Origin of the sequence: Pseudomonas helleri (genome assembly GCF_001043025.1) — a bacterium.
GTDB classification, from domain to species: domain Bacteria; phylum Pseudomonadota; class Gammaproteobacteria; order Pseudomonadales; family Pseudomonadaceae; genus Aquipseudomonas; species Aquipseudomonas helleri.
In genome coordinates, this window is sequence record NZ_JYLD01000002.1 from 216,898 (window position 1) to 230,710 (window position 13,813).

General features: G+C 58.4%; 14 protein-coding genes and 1 riboswitch. Of the genes, 5 read left to right on the forward strand and 9 right to left on the reverse strand.

Annotated elements, in window-relative coordinates; genetic code table 11:
* Positions 1–23 precede the first annotated feature (23 nt).
* The 3 genes from zapE to TU84_RS03675 all read right to left on the reverse strand — a co-directional run bounded on the left by zapE (position 24) and on the right by TU84_RS03675 (position 3,224).
* The gene (gene zapE, locus TU84_RS03665) at positions 24–1,118 is read right to left on the reverse strand and encodes a cell division protein ZapE (RefSeq protein WP_048367215.1); all 1,095 of its coding nucleotides are present in this window, start codon (positions 1,116–1,118) and stop codon (positions 24–26) included.
* A gap of 91 nt (positions 1,119–1,209) precedes the next feature.
* On the reverse strand, positions 1,210–2,565 hold the full coding sequence (locus TU84_RS03670) for a tryptophan--tRNA ligase (protein ID WP_048367217.1): 1,356 nt from the start codon (positions 2,563–2,565) through the stop codon (positions 1,210–1,212).
* A gap of 23 nt (positions 2,566–2,588) precedes the next feature.
* Entirely contained in the window at positions 2,589–3,224 is a 636-nt protein-coding gene (locus TU84_RS03675; RefSeq protein WP_048367219.1) for an alpha/beta hydrolase, read from the reverse strand.
* A 139-nt stretch (positions 3,225–3,363) separates the two neighbouring features.
* On the opposite strand from TU84_RS03675, the gene TU84_RS03680 reads away from it, so the two are divergent.
* Positions 3,364–3,798: a Z-ring associated ZapG family protein gene (locus TU84_RS03680; protein ID WP_048367220.1), complete on the forward strand. Its 435-nt coding sequence runs from the start codon at positions 3,364–3,366 to the stop codon at positions 3,796–3,798.
* A gap of 108 nt (positions 3,799–3,906) precedes the next feature.
* Here the strand turns inward: TU84_RS03680 and TU84_RS03685 are convergent, their stop codons facing one another.
* Both TU84_RS03685 and TU84_RS03690 read right to left on the reverse strand, forming a co-directional pair.
* Complete coding sequence (locus TU84_RS03685; RefSeq protein ID WP_048367221.1) at positions 3,907–4,623, reverse strand: OmpA family protein; 717 nt, start codon at positions 4,621–4,623, stop codon at positions 3,907–3,909.
* Positions 4,624–4,725: 102 nt separating this feature from the next.
* Positions 4,726–5,370 (reverse strand): MBL fold metallo-hydrolase, encoded by a 645-nt coding sequence (locus tag TU84_RS03690; RefSeq protein ID WP_048367223.1) that lies wholly within the window; start codon positions 5,368–5,370, stop codon positions 4,726–4,728.
* A gap of 206 nt (positions 5,371–5,576) precedes the next feature.
* Between TU84_RS03690 and TU84_RS03695 the strand changes: the two genes are divergently transcribed.
* Complete coding sequence (locus TU84_RS03695) at positions 5,577–6,557, forward strand: Abi family protein (RefSeq protein WP_048367224.1); 981 nt, start codon at positions 5,577–5,579, stop codon at positions 6,555–6,557.
* A gap of 127 nt (positions 6,558–6,684) precedes the next feature.
* Here TU84_RS03695 and TU84_RS03700 read toward each other — a convergent pair whose 3' ends face one another.
* Together TU84_RS03700 and TU84_RS03705 are read right to left on the reverse strand one after the other, a co-directional pair.
* Positions 6,685–8,451, reverse strand: a complete 1,767-nt coding sequence (locus tag TU84_RS03700) for a DUF1302 domain-containing protein (protein ID WP_048367226.1) — start codon at positions 8,449–8,451, stop codon at positions 6,685–6,687.
* Positions 8,452–8,632: 181 nt separating this feature from the next.
* Positions 8,633–9,262: a LysE family translocator gene (locus TU84_RS03705; RefSeq protein WP_048367227.1), complete on the reverse strand. Its 630-nt coding sequence runs from the start codon at positions 9,260–9,262 to the stop codon at positions 8,633–8,635.
* 80 nt (positions 9,263–9,342) lie between these two features.
* On the opposite strand from TU84_RS03705, the gene TU84_RS03710 reads away from it, so the two are divergent.
* The 3 genes from TU84_RS03710 (at position 9,343) to TU84_RS03720 (ending at position 12,185) form a co-directional block, all read left to right on the forward strand.
* The gene (locus TU84_RS03710; protein ID WP_048367229.1) at positions 9,343–10,308 is read left to right on the forward strand and encodes a 2-hydroxyacid dehydrogenase; all 966 of its coding nucleotides are present in this window, start codon (positions 9,343–9,345) and stop codon (positions 10,306–10,308) included.
* A gap of 31 nt (positions 10,309–10,339) precedes the next feature.
* The gene (locus tag TU84_RS03715) at positions 10,340–11,338 is read left to right on the forward strand and encodes a class I SAM-dependent methyltransferase (RefSeq protein WP_048367231.1); all 999 of its coding nucleotides are present in this window, start codon (positions 10,340–10,342) and stop codon (positions 11,336–11,338) included.
* 49 nt (positions 11,339–11,387) lie between these two features.
* A riboswitch (yybP-ykoY riboswitch) is annotated at positions 11,388–11,509 on the forward strand.
* A 91-nt stretch (positions 11,510–11,600) separates the two neighbouring features.
* Positions 11,601–12,185 carry a TMEM165/GDT1 family protein gene (locus tag TU84_RS03720; RefSeq protein ID WP_048367790.1) on the forward strand — a complete coding sequence of 195 codons (585 nt, stop codon included), beginning with the start codon at positions 11,601–11,603 and terminating at the stop codon, positions 12,183–12,185.
* A gap of 117 nt (positions 12,186–12,302) precedes the next feature.
* On the opposite strand, the gene TU84_RS03725 is transcribed toward TU84_RS03720, so the two are convergent.
* Both TU84_RS03725 and TU84_RS03730 read right to left on the reverse strand, forming a co-directional pair.
* On the reverse strand, positions 12,303–13,121 hold the full coding sequence (locus TU84_RS03725) for a M48 family metallopeptidase (protein ID WP_048367232.1): 819 nt from the start codon (positions 13,119–13,121) through the stop codon (positions 12,303–12,305).
* A gap of 47 nt (positions 13,122–13,168) precedes the next feature.
* The gene (locus TU84_RS03730; protein ID WP_048367233.1) at positions 13,169–13,795 is read right to left on the reverse strand and encodes an SOS response-associated peptidase; all 627 of its coding nucleotides are present in this window, start codon (positions 13,793–13,795) and stop codon (positions 13,169–13,171) included.
* Between the last annotated feature and the right edge of the window lie 18 nt (positions 13,796–13,813).

Below are 13,813 nucleotides of genomic sequence, written 5' to 3' on the forward strand. Positions count from 1 at the left end.
AAAGATCGCGAAACAGCGCTCGACTAAGGCTTGTGGGCGCGTGTCAGGTATTCGTGGGACTGCATCTCAAGCAAGCGGCTCAAGGTACGCTGGAACTCGAAGCTCAAACGACCACCGGTGTAGAGATCTTTTAGCTCGACTTCAGCCGAGATGATCAGCTTGACGCCACGGTCGTAGAACTCGTCGACCATGTTGATAAAACGACGCGCGATGTCGTCGGTTTTAACGTCCATTTGCTCAACACCGCTGAGGATCACGGCATTGAAGATCTTGCCCAGCTCAATGTAGTCGTTCTGGCTACGCGGGCCATCGCACAACTCGCGGAAATCAAACCAGGCCACATCATCACAGGTACGCAACGCACGAATGGTGCGGTTCTCGATGACCAGGTCATCATTCTCGACCGCCCGAGTTGAGTTGTGCGTCAACGCTTTGAAGCTATCGCGCAGGCACGCTTCTGAGGCGTCATTGAGCGGGAAGTGATACAGCTCGGCTTGCTCAAGATGGCGCAAGCGGTAATCGACACCGCTGTCGACGTTGACGATATCGGTGTTCTGTTTGATCAGCGCAATGGCCGGCAAGAAGCGGGCACGCTGCAGGCCGTCCTTGTACAGACCGTCCGGGACGATGTTGGAGGTCGCCACCAGGGTCACGCCGTTCTTGAACAGCTCTTCCATCAGGGTGCCGAGAATCATGGCGTCGGTAATGTCCGACACAAAGAACTCGTCGAAACAGATCACCCGCGCTTCATCGGCAAAGCGCTTGGCAATGATGGTCAGCGGGTTTTTCTCGCCATTGAGAGTGCGCATTTCTTCGTGCACACGCTTCATGAAGCGGTGAAAGTGCGTACGCACCTTCTGCTTGAACGGCAGGGCATCAAAGAACGTATCGACCAGGTAAGTCTTGCCCCGGCCCACACCGCCCCAAAAATACAGGCCTTTGACCGGCGTGATTTCTTTTTTGCCAAACAGCTTGCCCAGCAGGCCAGACTTGCTCTGCGAAGACGCGACCAAGTCGTCATAGAGACGCTGCAGGTGACGCACAGCGTTTTCCTGCGCGGCATCGTGGAAGAAGTCCGGGCGTTTCAGATCAGCTTGATATCGTTCTAGAGGCGTCATAATTCGCTAGCTGGGCAACAAAAACGGGCCGACACTTTAGCGACGGCCCGGGGGAATGGCAATCAAACCTGGGACGAAACGTCGCAGTTTGTCAGTCTTGCGCAGGCACCAAGGCCAAGCGCAACGCTTCGATTGCCGCATCACGTGCTGCGTCATCGGCAAATGCCGGGCTGTCAGCAACACTCGCACCGTCCAGCCAAACGCTGAAACTCAAACCGTCAGCGCGTACATCCAGCGCTTCACCCGATTGCAATTGCTTGGTCACCTGCCCCGCCGTTTTACCATCGGCGAAGCTGCGCGACAGCAGCAATTGCTCGCCATCAGCGCTCAACAGACGGAAACGGAAGCTGCCGTCTTCATCGCGGAAGCTGACAAAGCGCGGGCCTTTGGCGGCCTTCTTTTTGCTTGCCGCCGTGGTTTGCGCAGCGTTCTCAAACGAACGCAGGCCCACGGCTTCGCGCAGCTCATCCAAAAACGGCGTCGCGATGGCACGGGCTTTTTGCGCGCCGGTCTTAAGAATGTCTTCCATGTCTGCGGGGCGCGACATCAGGTCGTGATAACGCTCGCGTGCTTCGCCCAATTCAGCGTCCAGCAGCTTGAACAGACGGTCTTTCGCCTCACCCCAGCCCAAGCCCTGCAACAGCTCGCTACGGAACTCAGCCGACTGCTCAGGCGTCGAGAACGCCTGGTACAAGGTGAACAAGTGCGAGTTGTCCGGATCTTTGGCTTCGCCCGGCGCACGGGAGTCGGTCACGATCCGCGAGATCGCGCTTTTCATGTCTTTGGCGCTGGTGAACAACGGAATGGTGTTGTCGTAGCTTTTCGACATCTTGCGACCGTCAAGTCCAGGCAAGGTCGCCACGCTTTCTTCAATCAATGCCTCAGGCATGGCGAAGAACTCTTTGCCATTGCCGAACAAGTGGTTGAAGCGCTGACCGATATCACGGGCCATTTCAACGTGCTGGATCTGGTCACGACCCACCGGCACCTTGTGCGCGTTAAACATCAAGATGTCTGCGGCCATCAGAACCGGGTAGCTGTACAAGCCCATGGTGATGCCCGCATCCGGGTCTTCACCGTTTTCCAGGTTCTTGTCTACCGACGCCTTGTACGCATGCGCACGGTTGAGCAGGCCTTTGGCCGCCACGCAGGTCAGAAACCACGCCAGTTGCGGGATTTCCGGGATATCAGACTGGCGATAGAACGTCACACGCTCAACATCCAGACCGCCCGCCAGCCAGGTGGCTGCGATTTCCTGACGCGAACGCTGAATGCGCTGCGGGTCATCACATTTGATCAGGGCGTGATAGTCGGCCAAAAAGTAAAACGAGTCGGCGTTGCTGTCACGGCTGGCAAGGATTGCCGGGCGGATAGCACCGGCATAATTGCCCAGGTGCGGCGTGCCGGTGGTAGTGATACCGGTGAGGATACGAGTACGAGTGGTCATGGGTAATCGCTTATCAGGCTGTATCAATTCAAAAGGCGTGGCGCTACCAACTCTTTGAGTTCGGGCAGCTTGCCGTGAAAAAAGTGTCCGCATTCTGCCACTTTCAGCAGCTCATGGGGGCGTGAGAGGTCTTTTGACCAGTCATAAACCAGTTGCGGATCAATCACTTCGTCGGTTTCAGGCTGGATAACCGTGATCGGGCAGGTCTGTGGCAGCGCATCTTCATCACGCAAACGCATCACCGCAGGCGCGACCATAAACAGGCGTGCGAGCTTCACACCCTGCGCCTCCAGTCGTCCGCCCAGGCTGGCGGCGACAAAACCGCCGAATGAAAACCCCAGCAGGGTCAGCGGCAGATCCGGGTATTGAGCACGCAACCAACGGGCAGCCGCCAACGCATCGTCGACTTCGCCAGTGCCCATGTCGTGGCTGCCGCCACTGGCCCCTGTGCCACGGTAATTAAATCGCAACGTAACAAGACCCGCATCGCGCGCAGTGCGCTGCAGGGTCGAGACCACTTTATTCATCATCGTCCCACCCTGCACCGGGTTGGGATGGCACAGCAGCGCGAGGCCGCGCGGCTCAGCAGAATCGAGGTATAAAGCTTCCAATTGGCCAACCGGGCCATCAATCACTACGGGGGTTTCGCGGGTAAGCAAGAAGGAACTCCGTGACCTCAAAGTGGGTCGACACGTCTAGCTGATAGATTCTGTCTGGCATATTTGCGAGTGCATCGCGGTATACAGCGCAGGTCCGAGCCGTTAACGTAAAGCAAAGCCGTTTATAGAGGAAGGACTCGTGGAAAGCTCGCTCTTAATTTGGTTGTTGCCGACCCTGGCTCTGGTTGCCGGTGTCGTCATTGGTTTTCTGGTCGCTCGTCTGCTGCCGAACGCCGCGCCTAATCGCACGCAGCGTCAGCTGGACGATATCCAGGAACGTTTTGATAACTATCAGGGTGAGGTCGTTACCCACTTCAACACCACTGCCAATCTGGTGAAGAAACTCACCCAGAGCTACCAGGAAGTACAAGATCACCTCGCCGAGGGCGCCAACAGCTTGGCCCTGGACGAGCAAACACGCCAACGTCTGCTGGCTGCCCTGCACTCTGAAGCCCCACAACCGCACCGCGAGCGCCTCACCCCGCCGCACAGTTCCGAGCCGCCGAAGGACTACGCGCCAAAAAGCCCGAACGCCCCCGGCATGCTCGATGAGCACTACGGTCTGAAGAAGTAATTCACCCGGCCAGACGCTCAACAAAAAGCCCCGCGATCAGCAATGATCGCGGGGCTTTTTTAGTGGGCGCTGGAGTCACTACCCAGGGTTGTGACTCCACCTGCCACGTTACGGGTACTGTTGAACCTGACCCTGCTGCTGGTAGTTCATGCCCGGAATCGGCATCAGCGTAATTTGAACACGGCGGTTCTGAGCACGACCGTCCGGGGTGGCGTTGCTGGCAATCGGATCTGCCGGGCCTTTACCGATCACCGACAGGTACTGACCGCTCACGCCCTGCGACGTCAAATACGTTGCAACGCTTTGCGCACGCTGTTGCGACAACTGCTGGTTGAAAGCGTTGTTACCGGTGCTGTCGGTGTAGCCCACGATCTGGATCTGCTGCTGGTTGTTCAACTGCTTCAGCGAATTGGCGAGGCTGTTAAGCGGCTGATAGAAGCTTGGCGCAATGTTCGCAGAGCTGGTGGCAAACGTGATGTTGCCCGGCATCACCAGGGTAATGTTGTCGCCTTGGCGCTGCACTTCAACGCCGGTGTTGGCCATGCTGGCGCGCAGTGCGGCTTCTTGCTTGTCAGCGTAATAGCCGTAGCCCGCAGCCCCCAGGCCCGCGACCGCAGCGCCAATCAGCGCACCCTTGCCACGGTTGTTGTGGTCAATGGCAGCACCGGCAACAGCACCGGCCAAGGCACCCAGACCACCGTACTTGGCGGTATTGCTCATGCCCGACGAGGCCTGGCCCTGGTTGTCATAAGGGTTAGGAGAGGCGCAGCCGGCCAACAAGGCAATCGCACTTGCAGCAACAATCAAACGACGCGAAATAAACATGGTGAAGCTCCTACTTAATCTTTCTGGGTCAAAGGCCGCTGGCAGTAGACCTCTGTGGAACGTTGGAACACGACCAACGGTAAAAATTCCATTACATCTTGTTTAAGCGCGAACAAACGGGTTCTCACGCATTTCGTCGCCAAGGCGAGTATCCGGACCATGCCCGGTGACCACGGTGGCATCCTCATCCAGCGTATACAGCCGCTGCTTGATCGAACGCACGATAGTGGCCTGATCACCGCCCCATAAATCCGTGCGCCCGACGCCGCGACGAAACAGCGTATCGCCCGCGATCAACAGCTTAGACTCAGAAAACCAAAAACTCATGGACCCAGGCGTATGCCCCGGCGTGTGCAGCGCAACACCGCAGCCACAGGCCAGCTCTTCGTCATCGGCCAACCAGCGATCGGGGGGCGGCACCGGCGTATACGGCACGCCAAACAAACCGCATTGCATCTCCAGGTTGTCCCACAAAAACTGGTCTTCCTTGTGCAAATGCAGCGTCGCCCCGGTTTTCTCCTTGAGCTGACCCGACGCCAAAAAGTGATCCAGATGCGCATGCGTATGGATGATGCTCACCACCTGCAAACCCAGCTTCTCCAGCCGCGCCAGAATCAACTCATGGTCACCGCCCGGATCCACCACAATGGCTTTTTTAGTGACCGGATCACCGATGATCGTGCAGTTGCACTGCAACGGACCGACGGGGAAGGTTTCGCGGATGAGGGTGGGTTTTGCTGGATTCATCAGTGTTCCTGTAAAAGCTTGATCTAAAAATAGAGGTGATAAGAATTGCAAAATCGGGCATTTCTCGTGCGGATGCTCAAAATGCTTGAAGCACACGGCCACTGTTAACAAACCATTTCATATCGTAGCCGAACCAGATCAGCCAGCAGCTCTTTGCTAAGCCCCCAATCCAACTGCTTAAACCCTTGTAAAAAGGCAATCGCGTAATGGCTTACAACAGACCCTGGAAGTCCTTCTCAGATCAACTTCAGCAGTTGAAAGATCGCGGCATGGTTGTGACCGATGATGTCGCCGCACTCAACTACCTGGAGCGTATCGGATATTACCGCCTGACCGCTTACTGGTATTCCTTCAGGCAGTTTCAGGTGGCGCAAGACCCCGTCACTAAACAACTCAGCACGGTGCGTACCGATCAATTTGAAACCAAGACTCAGTTTGTAGATGCCGTGGAGCTGTACCTCTTCGATAAAAAACTGCGCCTTCTGGTAATGGACGCTCTGGAGCGCATTGAGATTGATCTTCGCGTCGATATCGCTTACCTGTTAGGTCAACGCAATACCTTCGCACACCTGGATGCGACAGCATTACACCCCACATTTGCCGGCAAGGTAGACAAACGCAGTGGCAAAACCACTTTCGACATCTGGCAGGATAAATACAAAGGGTTGCTGGATCGCTCCAAGGAAGATTTCGTCAAACATTACCGCGAAAAACACGGCCCACATTTACCTCTGTGGGTCGCCGTAGAGATATGGGACTTTGGCGCCATTTCACAGTTACTGGCCATGATGAAAGTCGCGGATCAGCAGCAGATTGCCAGCAAATATGGGGTCAACGATTGGAAGGTCTTCAAAAGCTGGGTTCGCTCTCTCAGCTACCTGCGCAACCTGTCCGCCCACCATAGCCGTTTGTGGAACCGCAACATGACGGATCAACCCCGCCTCCCAACCCACAAAGGAGACATTGACTGGTGCGATGACTTCATCGGTAAAGCTGACCTTATCGCCAGGCCTTTCTTGCTGCTCAGCATTGCCAGACACATGATCAAAGTGGTTTGTCCGCGTACTGAATGGCACCTGCGTGTGCAGCAACATTTACAGCAATTTCCGCTGCAACATTCAAATCGCAAGCTGTCCATTGCGGACATGGGGCCCCCGGCCGGGTGGGAAGGGTGGTGGATCAAATAGATCCAGGCCGAAAAATAAAAAACCCCCGCGTAAGCTCAATTAAGCGCAAAGAGGCGGGGGCCGTGTTGGGGCCAATACTAGAGGCCATGTTCGAATTGATCAAGCACTTGCTAAACCGCAGGCGCGCTCAAAACTTCAGCCCCACGCTCAACGCCACAAAATCGCGGTCGCTGAGGTTGTTGTAACGCCCGCCAAAGAAGTTGGTATACGACAGGCTGCTCAAGTAGGTGTTTTCGTATTCGGCATCGATGCCCAGGCTGATGGCCTTGCGGCCTTCGTTGAAGGTGTTGTCCGGCCCCGGCGAGTAGCCGCTGACGTCATGGGACCAGCCCAGGTTGGGTTTCAGGTCGAGGCCGGGCAAGACTTTGTTGTAGTCCCACACCGCACGGGCACGATAGCCCCAGGCATTGGCCGTGGTGAAGCCGTCATGGCCGTCAGAACCAAACACCGGGTCACGCCCGTAACGCGCCTGTGCGCTGTTTTCCAGCCCGGCGACGTGGATCACTCCGACCTCGCCGGTCAGCGTCAGTCGATCAGCGCCCATGGCGTTGTCGAAGATGTGCCGCAACGAGGTCTGGAACTGGGTGATTTCTTTGCGCCGATATCCCTGGTTATCAGCACCCGGCGTCACGCTCAGTGGGGACGCATCGGCAAGGCCGGGCAACAGGGTCACGTTGGCGTACAGCAGGTCGTTACTGTTGAGTTGTACCGGCGCGTTGGGGCGGTAGCTCAGCTCGCCTTTCCAGACCGTGCCTGTGGATAACGTGGTGTTGAAGCTCAATCCATACAGGCGAATGTCTTCGGGGTATTCAACGTAGTAGCTGGCGTTGCCGGCCACTATCATTGGCGCCAGGCCGCCCGTACCAGAGGCAGTGTTGTACACCGATTGCGACGCCGCACGACCACTGAGGATCGGGTCACGGCTGTGGTAGTTCATAAAGAACGCACCAAAATCGGTGTCCAGCGGCTCAAACACGTAGTGCAGGGCCAGGCCAAATTGCCCGCTGTTGCGCGCATCACGATCAGCCCCGCGACGCACCAGCACGCCCTCCTCGTTCACCTCGACTCCCGCCGAGGTCAGCGCGGCAAGGTCGGCGACATTCAGTGCAGAGCGCTTGCTCATCACCCGGTAATTGCCGCTGCAGCCATCGGCCATCACGTCAGATTGCGAGAAGAACGTCCCGCAGTTATCGGCTTCGGACTGTTCCCAGTCGAGCTGGTAAAAGGCTTGGGCAGACAGGTTGTCGGTCAGGTTTTGCGAAACGTAGAACAGGTTGACCGGGACCAGGCCATCTTTGAAAGCGCTGCCGGGGCGTCGATAAGCGGAAACGTCCGTGGGGTTAATCGCATTGATCCCACCGCCGATAAACTCACCTTCGCCCCAACTGACCACTTGTTTGCCTACACGCACCGACCCCGGCTGATCGCCAATCGCGTAGTTGTGATAGACGTAGGCATCCAGCAGTTGCGTGCCGGCCGACTGCGCCGACGCCCGGCGACCGCTGTCACTGATGGGTTTGAAGGGGCGACTGTCGTCTTGCAGCTCAAAGTCGTACCAGTACTTGCCGCGCACATAGAGGCCGCTGTCGCCGACCTTCAGTTCCAGGCCGTGAATGCCGGTGAAAATTTTCGAAAAGGTTTCGCCGCGTTTGAAATTGAGACGGCCATCGTCAGAGATTTCAGAGTGACCTTTACCGCCATTGTTGGCGCCGATGAATTTGCTGTCGGCCTTGGCGGTGGACCAACTGGCGCCGATGGACAGTTCGGAGTCCAACTGGCCTTCGACTTCGCCAATGTTAAAGCTCACGCCCCAAGCGGGCCCGGCGAGCACCGAGGCGAGGCTGACTGCCATGGGCAGTTTGGCTCGGCACCAGAACCGGCTGACTGAGGGCATTGATACTTCTCCGTGCGCACGCTGCAATAAGCCCGCAAGGATGAAGGAAAACCAGAATTTGACAAGATCATCTACCAACCAACCCTCTGTAGGAGCAGCCGGTCGACGCTCGATTGCCTCGCGATCTTTTGATAGCTGAAAAGATCGCGAGGCAAGCTCGCTCCTACAGACGGTGGTGCGGTCAATGCATCTCGGTGAAGGCCAGTTTCACGCCCAATGCGACCAGTACCGCGCCCATGGTGCGGTCAAACCAGTGGCCCATACGGGCAAAACCGGTACGCACGCGCTGATGGCTGAACAACATCGCCACCATGCAGAACCACACGCCCGTCGCCACCGCCAGGTACACGCCGTAACCGGCCTGGATCGCCAGCGGTGTGTGCGGGTTGATCACAACGGTGAACAGCGACAGAAAAAACAACGTCGCCTTGGGGTTCAGCCCGTTAGTCACAAAGCCCGAAGTAAAGGCGCCGCGCGCGGTGCGCTCGCCCACCGGCAATGCCGCAGCAACAGCGGCAGGGTCCGCAGGCTTGGCGCGCAGGGCCTTGAAGCCGATGTACAGCAAGTACGCTGCGGCCAACCACTTGAGCGCGTTAAACAGCACAATCGACTGCGACACAATGATCCCGATACCCAGCAACGAATACCCCACATGCAGGAAAATCGCCGAACCCACGCCCAGCGCGGTAAACATCCCCGCACGTCGACCGTGGGTCACGCTTTCACGCACGACCACAGCAAAATCCGGCCCCGGGCTGGCCACAGCCAACAAGTGAATCAAGGCGACAGTCAAAAATTCTGTCCAATACATGCACGGCTCCATTACAAATTGTTTCTTCTGTTAGGCTCGACACCTTACGCCTTCACTCGACAGCACAAAAGGTACAGTTGATGACGAATACTCACCGCGCAGTCTTCCTTGATCACCCGTCTCTTGACCTCGGCGATCTTGACCTTAGCCCCCTGCGCAATGCGTTCAGCGAGCTGCAGTTGTACACAGACACCACGCCAGACAACATCATCGAGCGCTTGCAGGGCGCCAGCGTCGTCATCAGCAATAAAATCCTGCTCAACGCCACCACCCTCGCCGCCTGCCCGGACCTCAAGCTGATTTTGGTCGCTGCCACCGGCACCAATAACGTAGATCTTGAAGCTGCGCGCGAGCACGGCATCACCGTTGCCAACTGCCAGGGCTACGGCACGCCATCGGTGGCGCAACACACCCTCGGCCTGCTGCTGGCGCTGGCCACACGGCTGGTCGATTACAACAAGGCCGTGGCCGACGGCAAATGGCAGCAGGCCAAGCAGTTCTGCCTGCTGGACTTTCCAATTGTTGAGCTGGAAGGCAAAACCCTTGGCCTGTTTGGCCATGGCGAGCTGGGCAGTGCAGTGGCCAAACTGGCCGAAGCTTTCGGCATGAACGTGCTGATCGGGCAGATTCCCGGCCGCCCGGCCCGCGCCGACCGCCTGACGGTGGACGAATTGCTGCCACAGGTCGACGCCCTGACCTTTCACTGCCCGCTCAACGAACACACGCGCCACTTTATCGGTGCCCGCGAACTGGCGCTGCTCAAGCCCGGCGCGTTTGTGGTGAACACCGCGCGTGGCGGCATGATTGATGAACAGGCGCTGGCTGATGCCCTGCGCAGCGGCCACTTGGGCGGCGCGGCCACCGACGTGTTGAGCGTCGAACCGCCACGCGACGGCAACCCGCTGCTGGCCGATGACATTCCGCGCCTGATCATTACCCCGCACAGCGCCTGGGGCAGCCGTGAGGCGCGGCAGAGAATCGTCAACCAACTCACGCAAAACGCCGAAGCCTTCTTCAGCGGTACAGCGCTACGCGTCGTCAGTTGATAAACTGCGCTCCTTTTTTGAGGAGCACAGTATGGATCCGCGCAGTGAAGTACTGCTTCGTCAGCCTGATTACTTTCAGGGTTCGGTACTGTTAGTCGGTTTACCGGCTGACGAATTGCTCAACGCGCTGCCCAACGCCCACGGCTGGTGCTGGCACGCGGGCGATCAGGCGGCACTCGATGCGCGCTTTGCCGGGCGCGTGCACTTTGGCGTCGAAGCCCCGGAGCGGGCCTTCGACACCGCTGTGGTGTTCTTGCCCAAGTCCAAGGAATTGAGCGATTACGTGCTCAAGGCCGTGGCCGCTCGCCTGCCCGGCGCCGATGTATTTTTGGTCGGCGAAAAGAAAGGCGGCATTGAGGGCGCGTCCAAGCAACTCATCCCTTTCGGCAAGCCGCGCAAGCTCGACAGCGCGCGGCATTGCCAACTCTGGCAAGTCACCGTCGACAACGCCCCGGCAGCGCCCGTGCTTGAGCAATTGGCACAGCATTACGAGCTGGAACTGGCCGAAGGCCCGTTGAAAGTCGTCAGCTTGCCGGGAGTTTTCAGCCATGGCCGCCTGGATCGCGGCAGCGCCTTGCTGCTTGAACACCTGGACAAACTGCCCAGCGGTCACTTGCTGGACTTTGGCTGCGGCGCGGGTGTGCTCGGTGCAGCGGTCAAGCGTCGTTATCCTCATAACAGCGTCACCCTGCTCGATGTCGACGCCTTCGCCACCGCCAGCAGCCGTCTGACATTGGCTGCCAATGGTCTGGAAGCTGAGGTTATTACCGGTGACGGAATCGACGCTGCGCCGATGGGTTTGAATGCCATTTTGAGCAACCCGCCGTTCCATGTCGGCGTACACACCGATTATCACGCGACCGAAAACTTGCTGAAAAAAGCGGTCAAACATCTGAAAACAGGTGGCGAACTCCGACTTGTGGCCAATAGCTTCCTGCGCTATCAACCGCTGATCGAAGAGCAATTCGGGCACTGCGCCGTCAAGGCTGAAGGGCAGGGTTTTCGGATCTACAGTGCAAAGCGTCGCTGACAGCTTTTGAAAATCAGGGCTTGCCGGATCGGATTTGCCTAGGCAGAATCCGCTCCGTCCTAGGGGAGTAGTCTCCCACGAGCAACACGCTCGTCCGGCATGCGTCAACATACTTGGTCAACAGACCATGGCGCATGCGACCCAGGCGTCCGCACAGACGGACCAGGGTTTGACAAGACCTATGACACGAACACCTTACCCGGGGCGGGAAGGCTGTACGTGTCATAGCCGTGTCGACCCGCCCCTGGAAAATTACCTGATGATGCTCGACTCCTTACTCATTCCAACTGCAATCGTTGCCTTGGCCGAAATTGGTGACAAGACGCAATTGCTCGCCCTCATTCTGGCCGCGCGCTTTCGCAAGCCCTGGCCCATCATCGCCGGCATCATCGTCGCAACCCTTGCCAACCATGCTGCAGCCGGTGCCGTTGGCGCCTGGTTCAGTACATTCTTCACCGATGTGATGCTGCACTGGATCCTCGCCGCAAGCTTTACCGCGACGGCACTGTGGACCCTGGTGCCCGACAAAATGGACGACGACGAAGCCAGCACCGCGCGCAAATACGGCCCGTTTGTCACGACGCTGATCACGTTCTTCATTGCCGAAATCGGCGACAAAACCCAGGTCGCAACCGTGATGCTGGCGGCGCAATACCCGGATTTGTGGCTGGTGATTATCGGCACCACCCTGGGCATGTTGATTGCCAACGTGCCGGTGGTCTTGGCCGGTAACTTTGCCGCCGACAAACTGCCCCTGACCCTGATCCGCCGACTGGCAGCGACCGCGTTCTTCGTGCTGGCTCTGGTGGCTGTGTACAAGGCAATGGTGACGAGCGGCTGGGTGTAGCCGGCCCCTGATTACCGTGGGAGCGGGCTTGCTCGCGATGGCATCACCGCGATCAATGACTCAGACCGCGCCTGCCGTATCGCGAGCAAGCCCGCTCCCACACAAGGCCTGCACGCCTCAGGTTTTCGGGGCCTGTTGATAAAGCGGCATCACCTTGGGAATCGCCGCTTCCAGCGAGGCGATCCGGCTGCTGGAGGCCGGGTGGGTACTCATGAATTCAGGCGGAGAGCTTTGCGAAGCCTGGCCCATTTTCTGCCACAGGGTAATCGCGGCGTTCGGGTTATAACCCGCACGCGCCGCGAGCTCCAGGCCAATCAGGTCTGCTTCGTTTTCATTGCTGCGACTGTTGGGCAACGTCAGGCTGTAATTGACCACGGTATCGGCCAATTGCATGCTGTCCTGACCCAAGCCGAGCAAGGCGCCCGCGCCCTGTTTGGCGATCTCGACGCCGTACGCCTTGGACATGGACTCACGCCCGTGTTCGCGCAAGGCGTGGGCAATTTCATGGCCCATGACCGCCGCAATTTCGTCGTCACTCAGGTTGAGCTGTTCGATGATCCCGCTGTAGAAAATGATCTTGCCGCCAGGGCCGCAGTTGGCGTTGAGTTCGTCGCTCTTGATCAGATTGACCTCCCAGTTCCATTGCGCGGCATCCGGGCGAAACACCGGCGCCTGGGCAATCAGCCGATTGGCAATGGCCTGCAGGCGTTTGGCGTTGGCACTGGTTTTGTCCAGCACCCCTTTGGCGTTGGCCGTGCTGACGGTTTCCTGGTACGACTGCGCGTACATTTGGTCAACTTGCTGGCTCGACAGCATGCTGAACATGTACTGCTTGCGCTCAACCCCCACCGCGCCGCCCTGGGTGGTATTCACCGCCTGGCAGCCACTGAGCAACACCCCTGCGCCCAGCGCGCACATTACCGCTAACTTACCCATCGAGGCTCTCCATAAAGACGGTCCATAAAGGTGGCGCGCATCGTATCTCAACCCGGCGTCAAGCACTCGGGCGCATTGAGTTTGGGGTCGTTGACCAGATTGGCCAAGGGCCGCTCGCGCAACGCGGCTTGCGGGCTGGCGAGCAGTGCTTGCAAGGCCGGCAGCGGCGTCTCGGGATCAAGCCAGGCTTGCTGCCCGGCTTCATCGAGGATCAAAGGACGACGCTGAGTAGCCGCCGCCTGGGTCACCACGGCCGTGCTCAGCCACACATGCCCTTCGACCGGATACGCTTCCCAAATCCCGGCAAAAAACAGCGAGGACCCCACGCCCGGCGTCAGCCAATAAGGCCGCTTGCGCGCAGTGCCACGCCATTCATAAAAGCCGTTGGCCGGAATCAGGCAGCGCCGCTGGCGAAAAGCCTCGCGAAACATCGGCTGTTCCGCCAGGGTTTCTGCACGGGCATGGGCAGGCGTACGCGACAGGTCGGTCATCCACGACGGCGTCAGCCCCCAACGCGCCCGCGCCAGCTCTCGCTGCCCGGGCTCCTGGCCTGCGCGCAGGATCAACACCGAGTCGTTGGGTGAAATGTTCCATTGGGCCTGCTGGTCCGCCGGGAACCCGGGCAAGGCTGCAAAGGCAGGGCTCCAACGAAACAAGGCAAAACGTCCACACATGGGGCTGCACAACTCTTC

Coding starts and splice junctions, on each gene's coding strand:
- TU84_RS03720 (WP_048367790.1), top strand. CDS start 11,601: ATGCTCGACTCCTTACTCATTCCAACTGCAATCGTTGCCTTGGCCGAA.
- zapE (WP_048367215.1), bottom strand. CDS start 1,118: ATGACGCCTCTAGAACGATATCAAGCTGATCTGAAACGCCCGGACTTC.
- TU84_RS03670 (WP_048367217.1), bottom strand. CDS start 2,565: ATGACCACTCGTACTCGTATCCTCACCGGTATCACTACCACCGGCACG.
- TU84_RS03710 (WP_048367229.1), top strand. CDS start 9,343: ATGACGAATACTCACCGCGCAGTCTTCCTTGATCACCCGTCTCTTGAC.
- TU84_RS03715 (WP_048367231.1), top strand. CDS start 10,340: ATGGATCCGCGCAGTGAAGTACTGCTTCGTCAGCCTGATTACTTTCAG.
- TU84_RS03730 (WP_048367233.1), bottom strand. CDS start 13,795: ATGTGTGGACGTTTTGCCTTGTTTCGTTGGAGCCCTGCCTTTGCAGCC.
- TU84_RS03695 (WP_048367224.1), top strand. CDS start 5,577: ATGGCTTACAACAGACCCTGGAAGTCCTTCTCAGATCAACTTCAGCAG.
- TU84_RS03705 (WP_048367227.1), bottom strand. CDS start 9,262: ATGTATTGGACAGAATTTTTGACTGTCGCCTTGATTCACTTGTTGGCT.
- TU84_RS03725 (WP_048367232.1), bottom strand. CDS start 13,121: ATGGGTAAGTTAGCGGTAATGTGCGCGCTGGGCGCAGGGGTGTTGCTC.
- TU84_RS03685 (WP_048367221.1), bottom strand. CDS start 4,623: ATGTTTATTTCGCGTCGTTTGATTGTTGCTGCAAGTGCGATTGCCTTG.
- TU84_RS03700 (WP_048367226.1), bottom strand. CDS start 8,451: ATGCCCTCAGTCAGCCGGTTCTGGTGCCGAGCCAAACTGCCCATGGCA.
- TU84_RS03690 (WP_048367223.1), bottom strand. CDS start 5,370: ATGAATCCAGCAAAACCCACCCTCATCCGCGAAACCTTCCCCGTCGGT.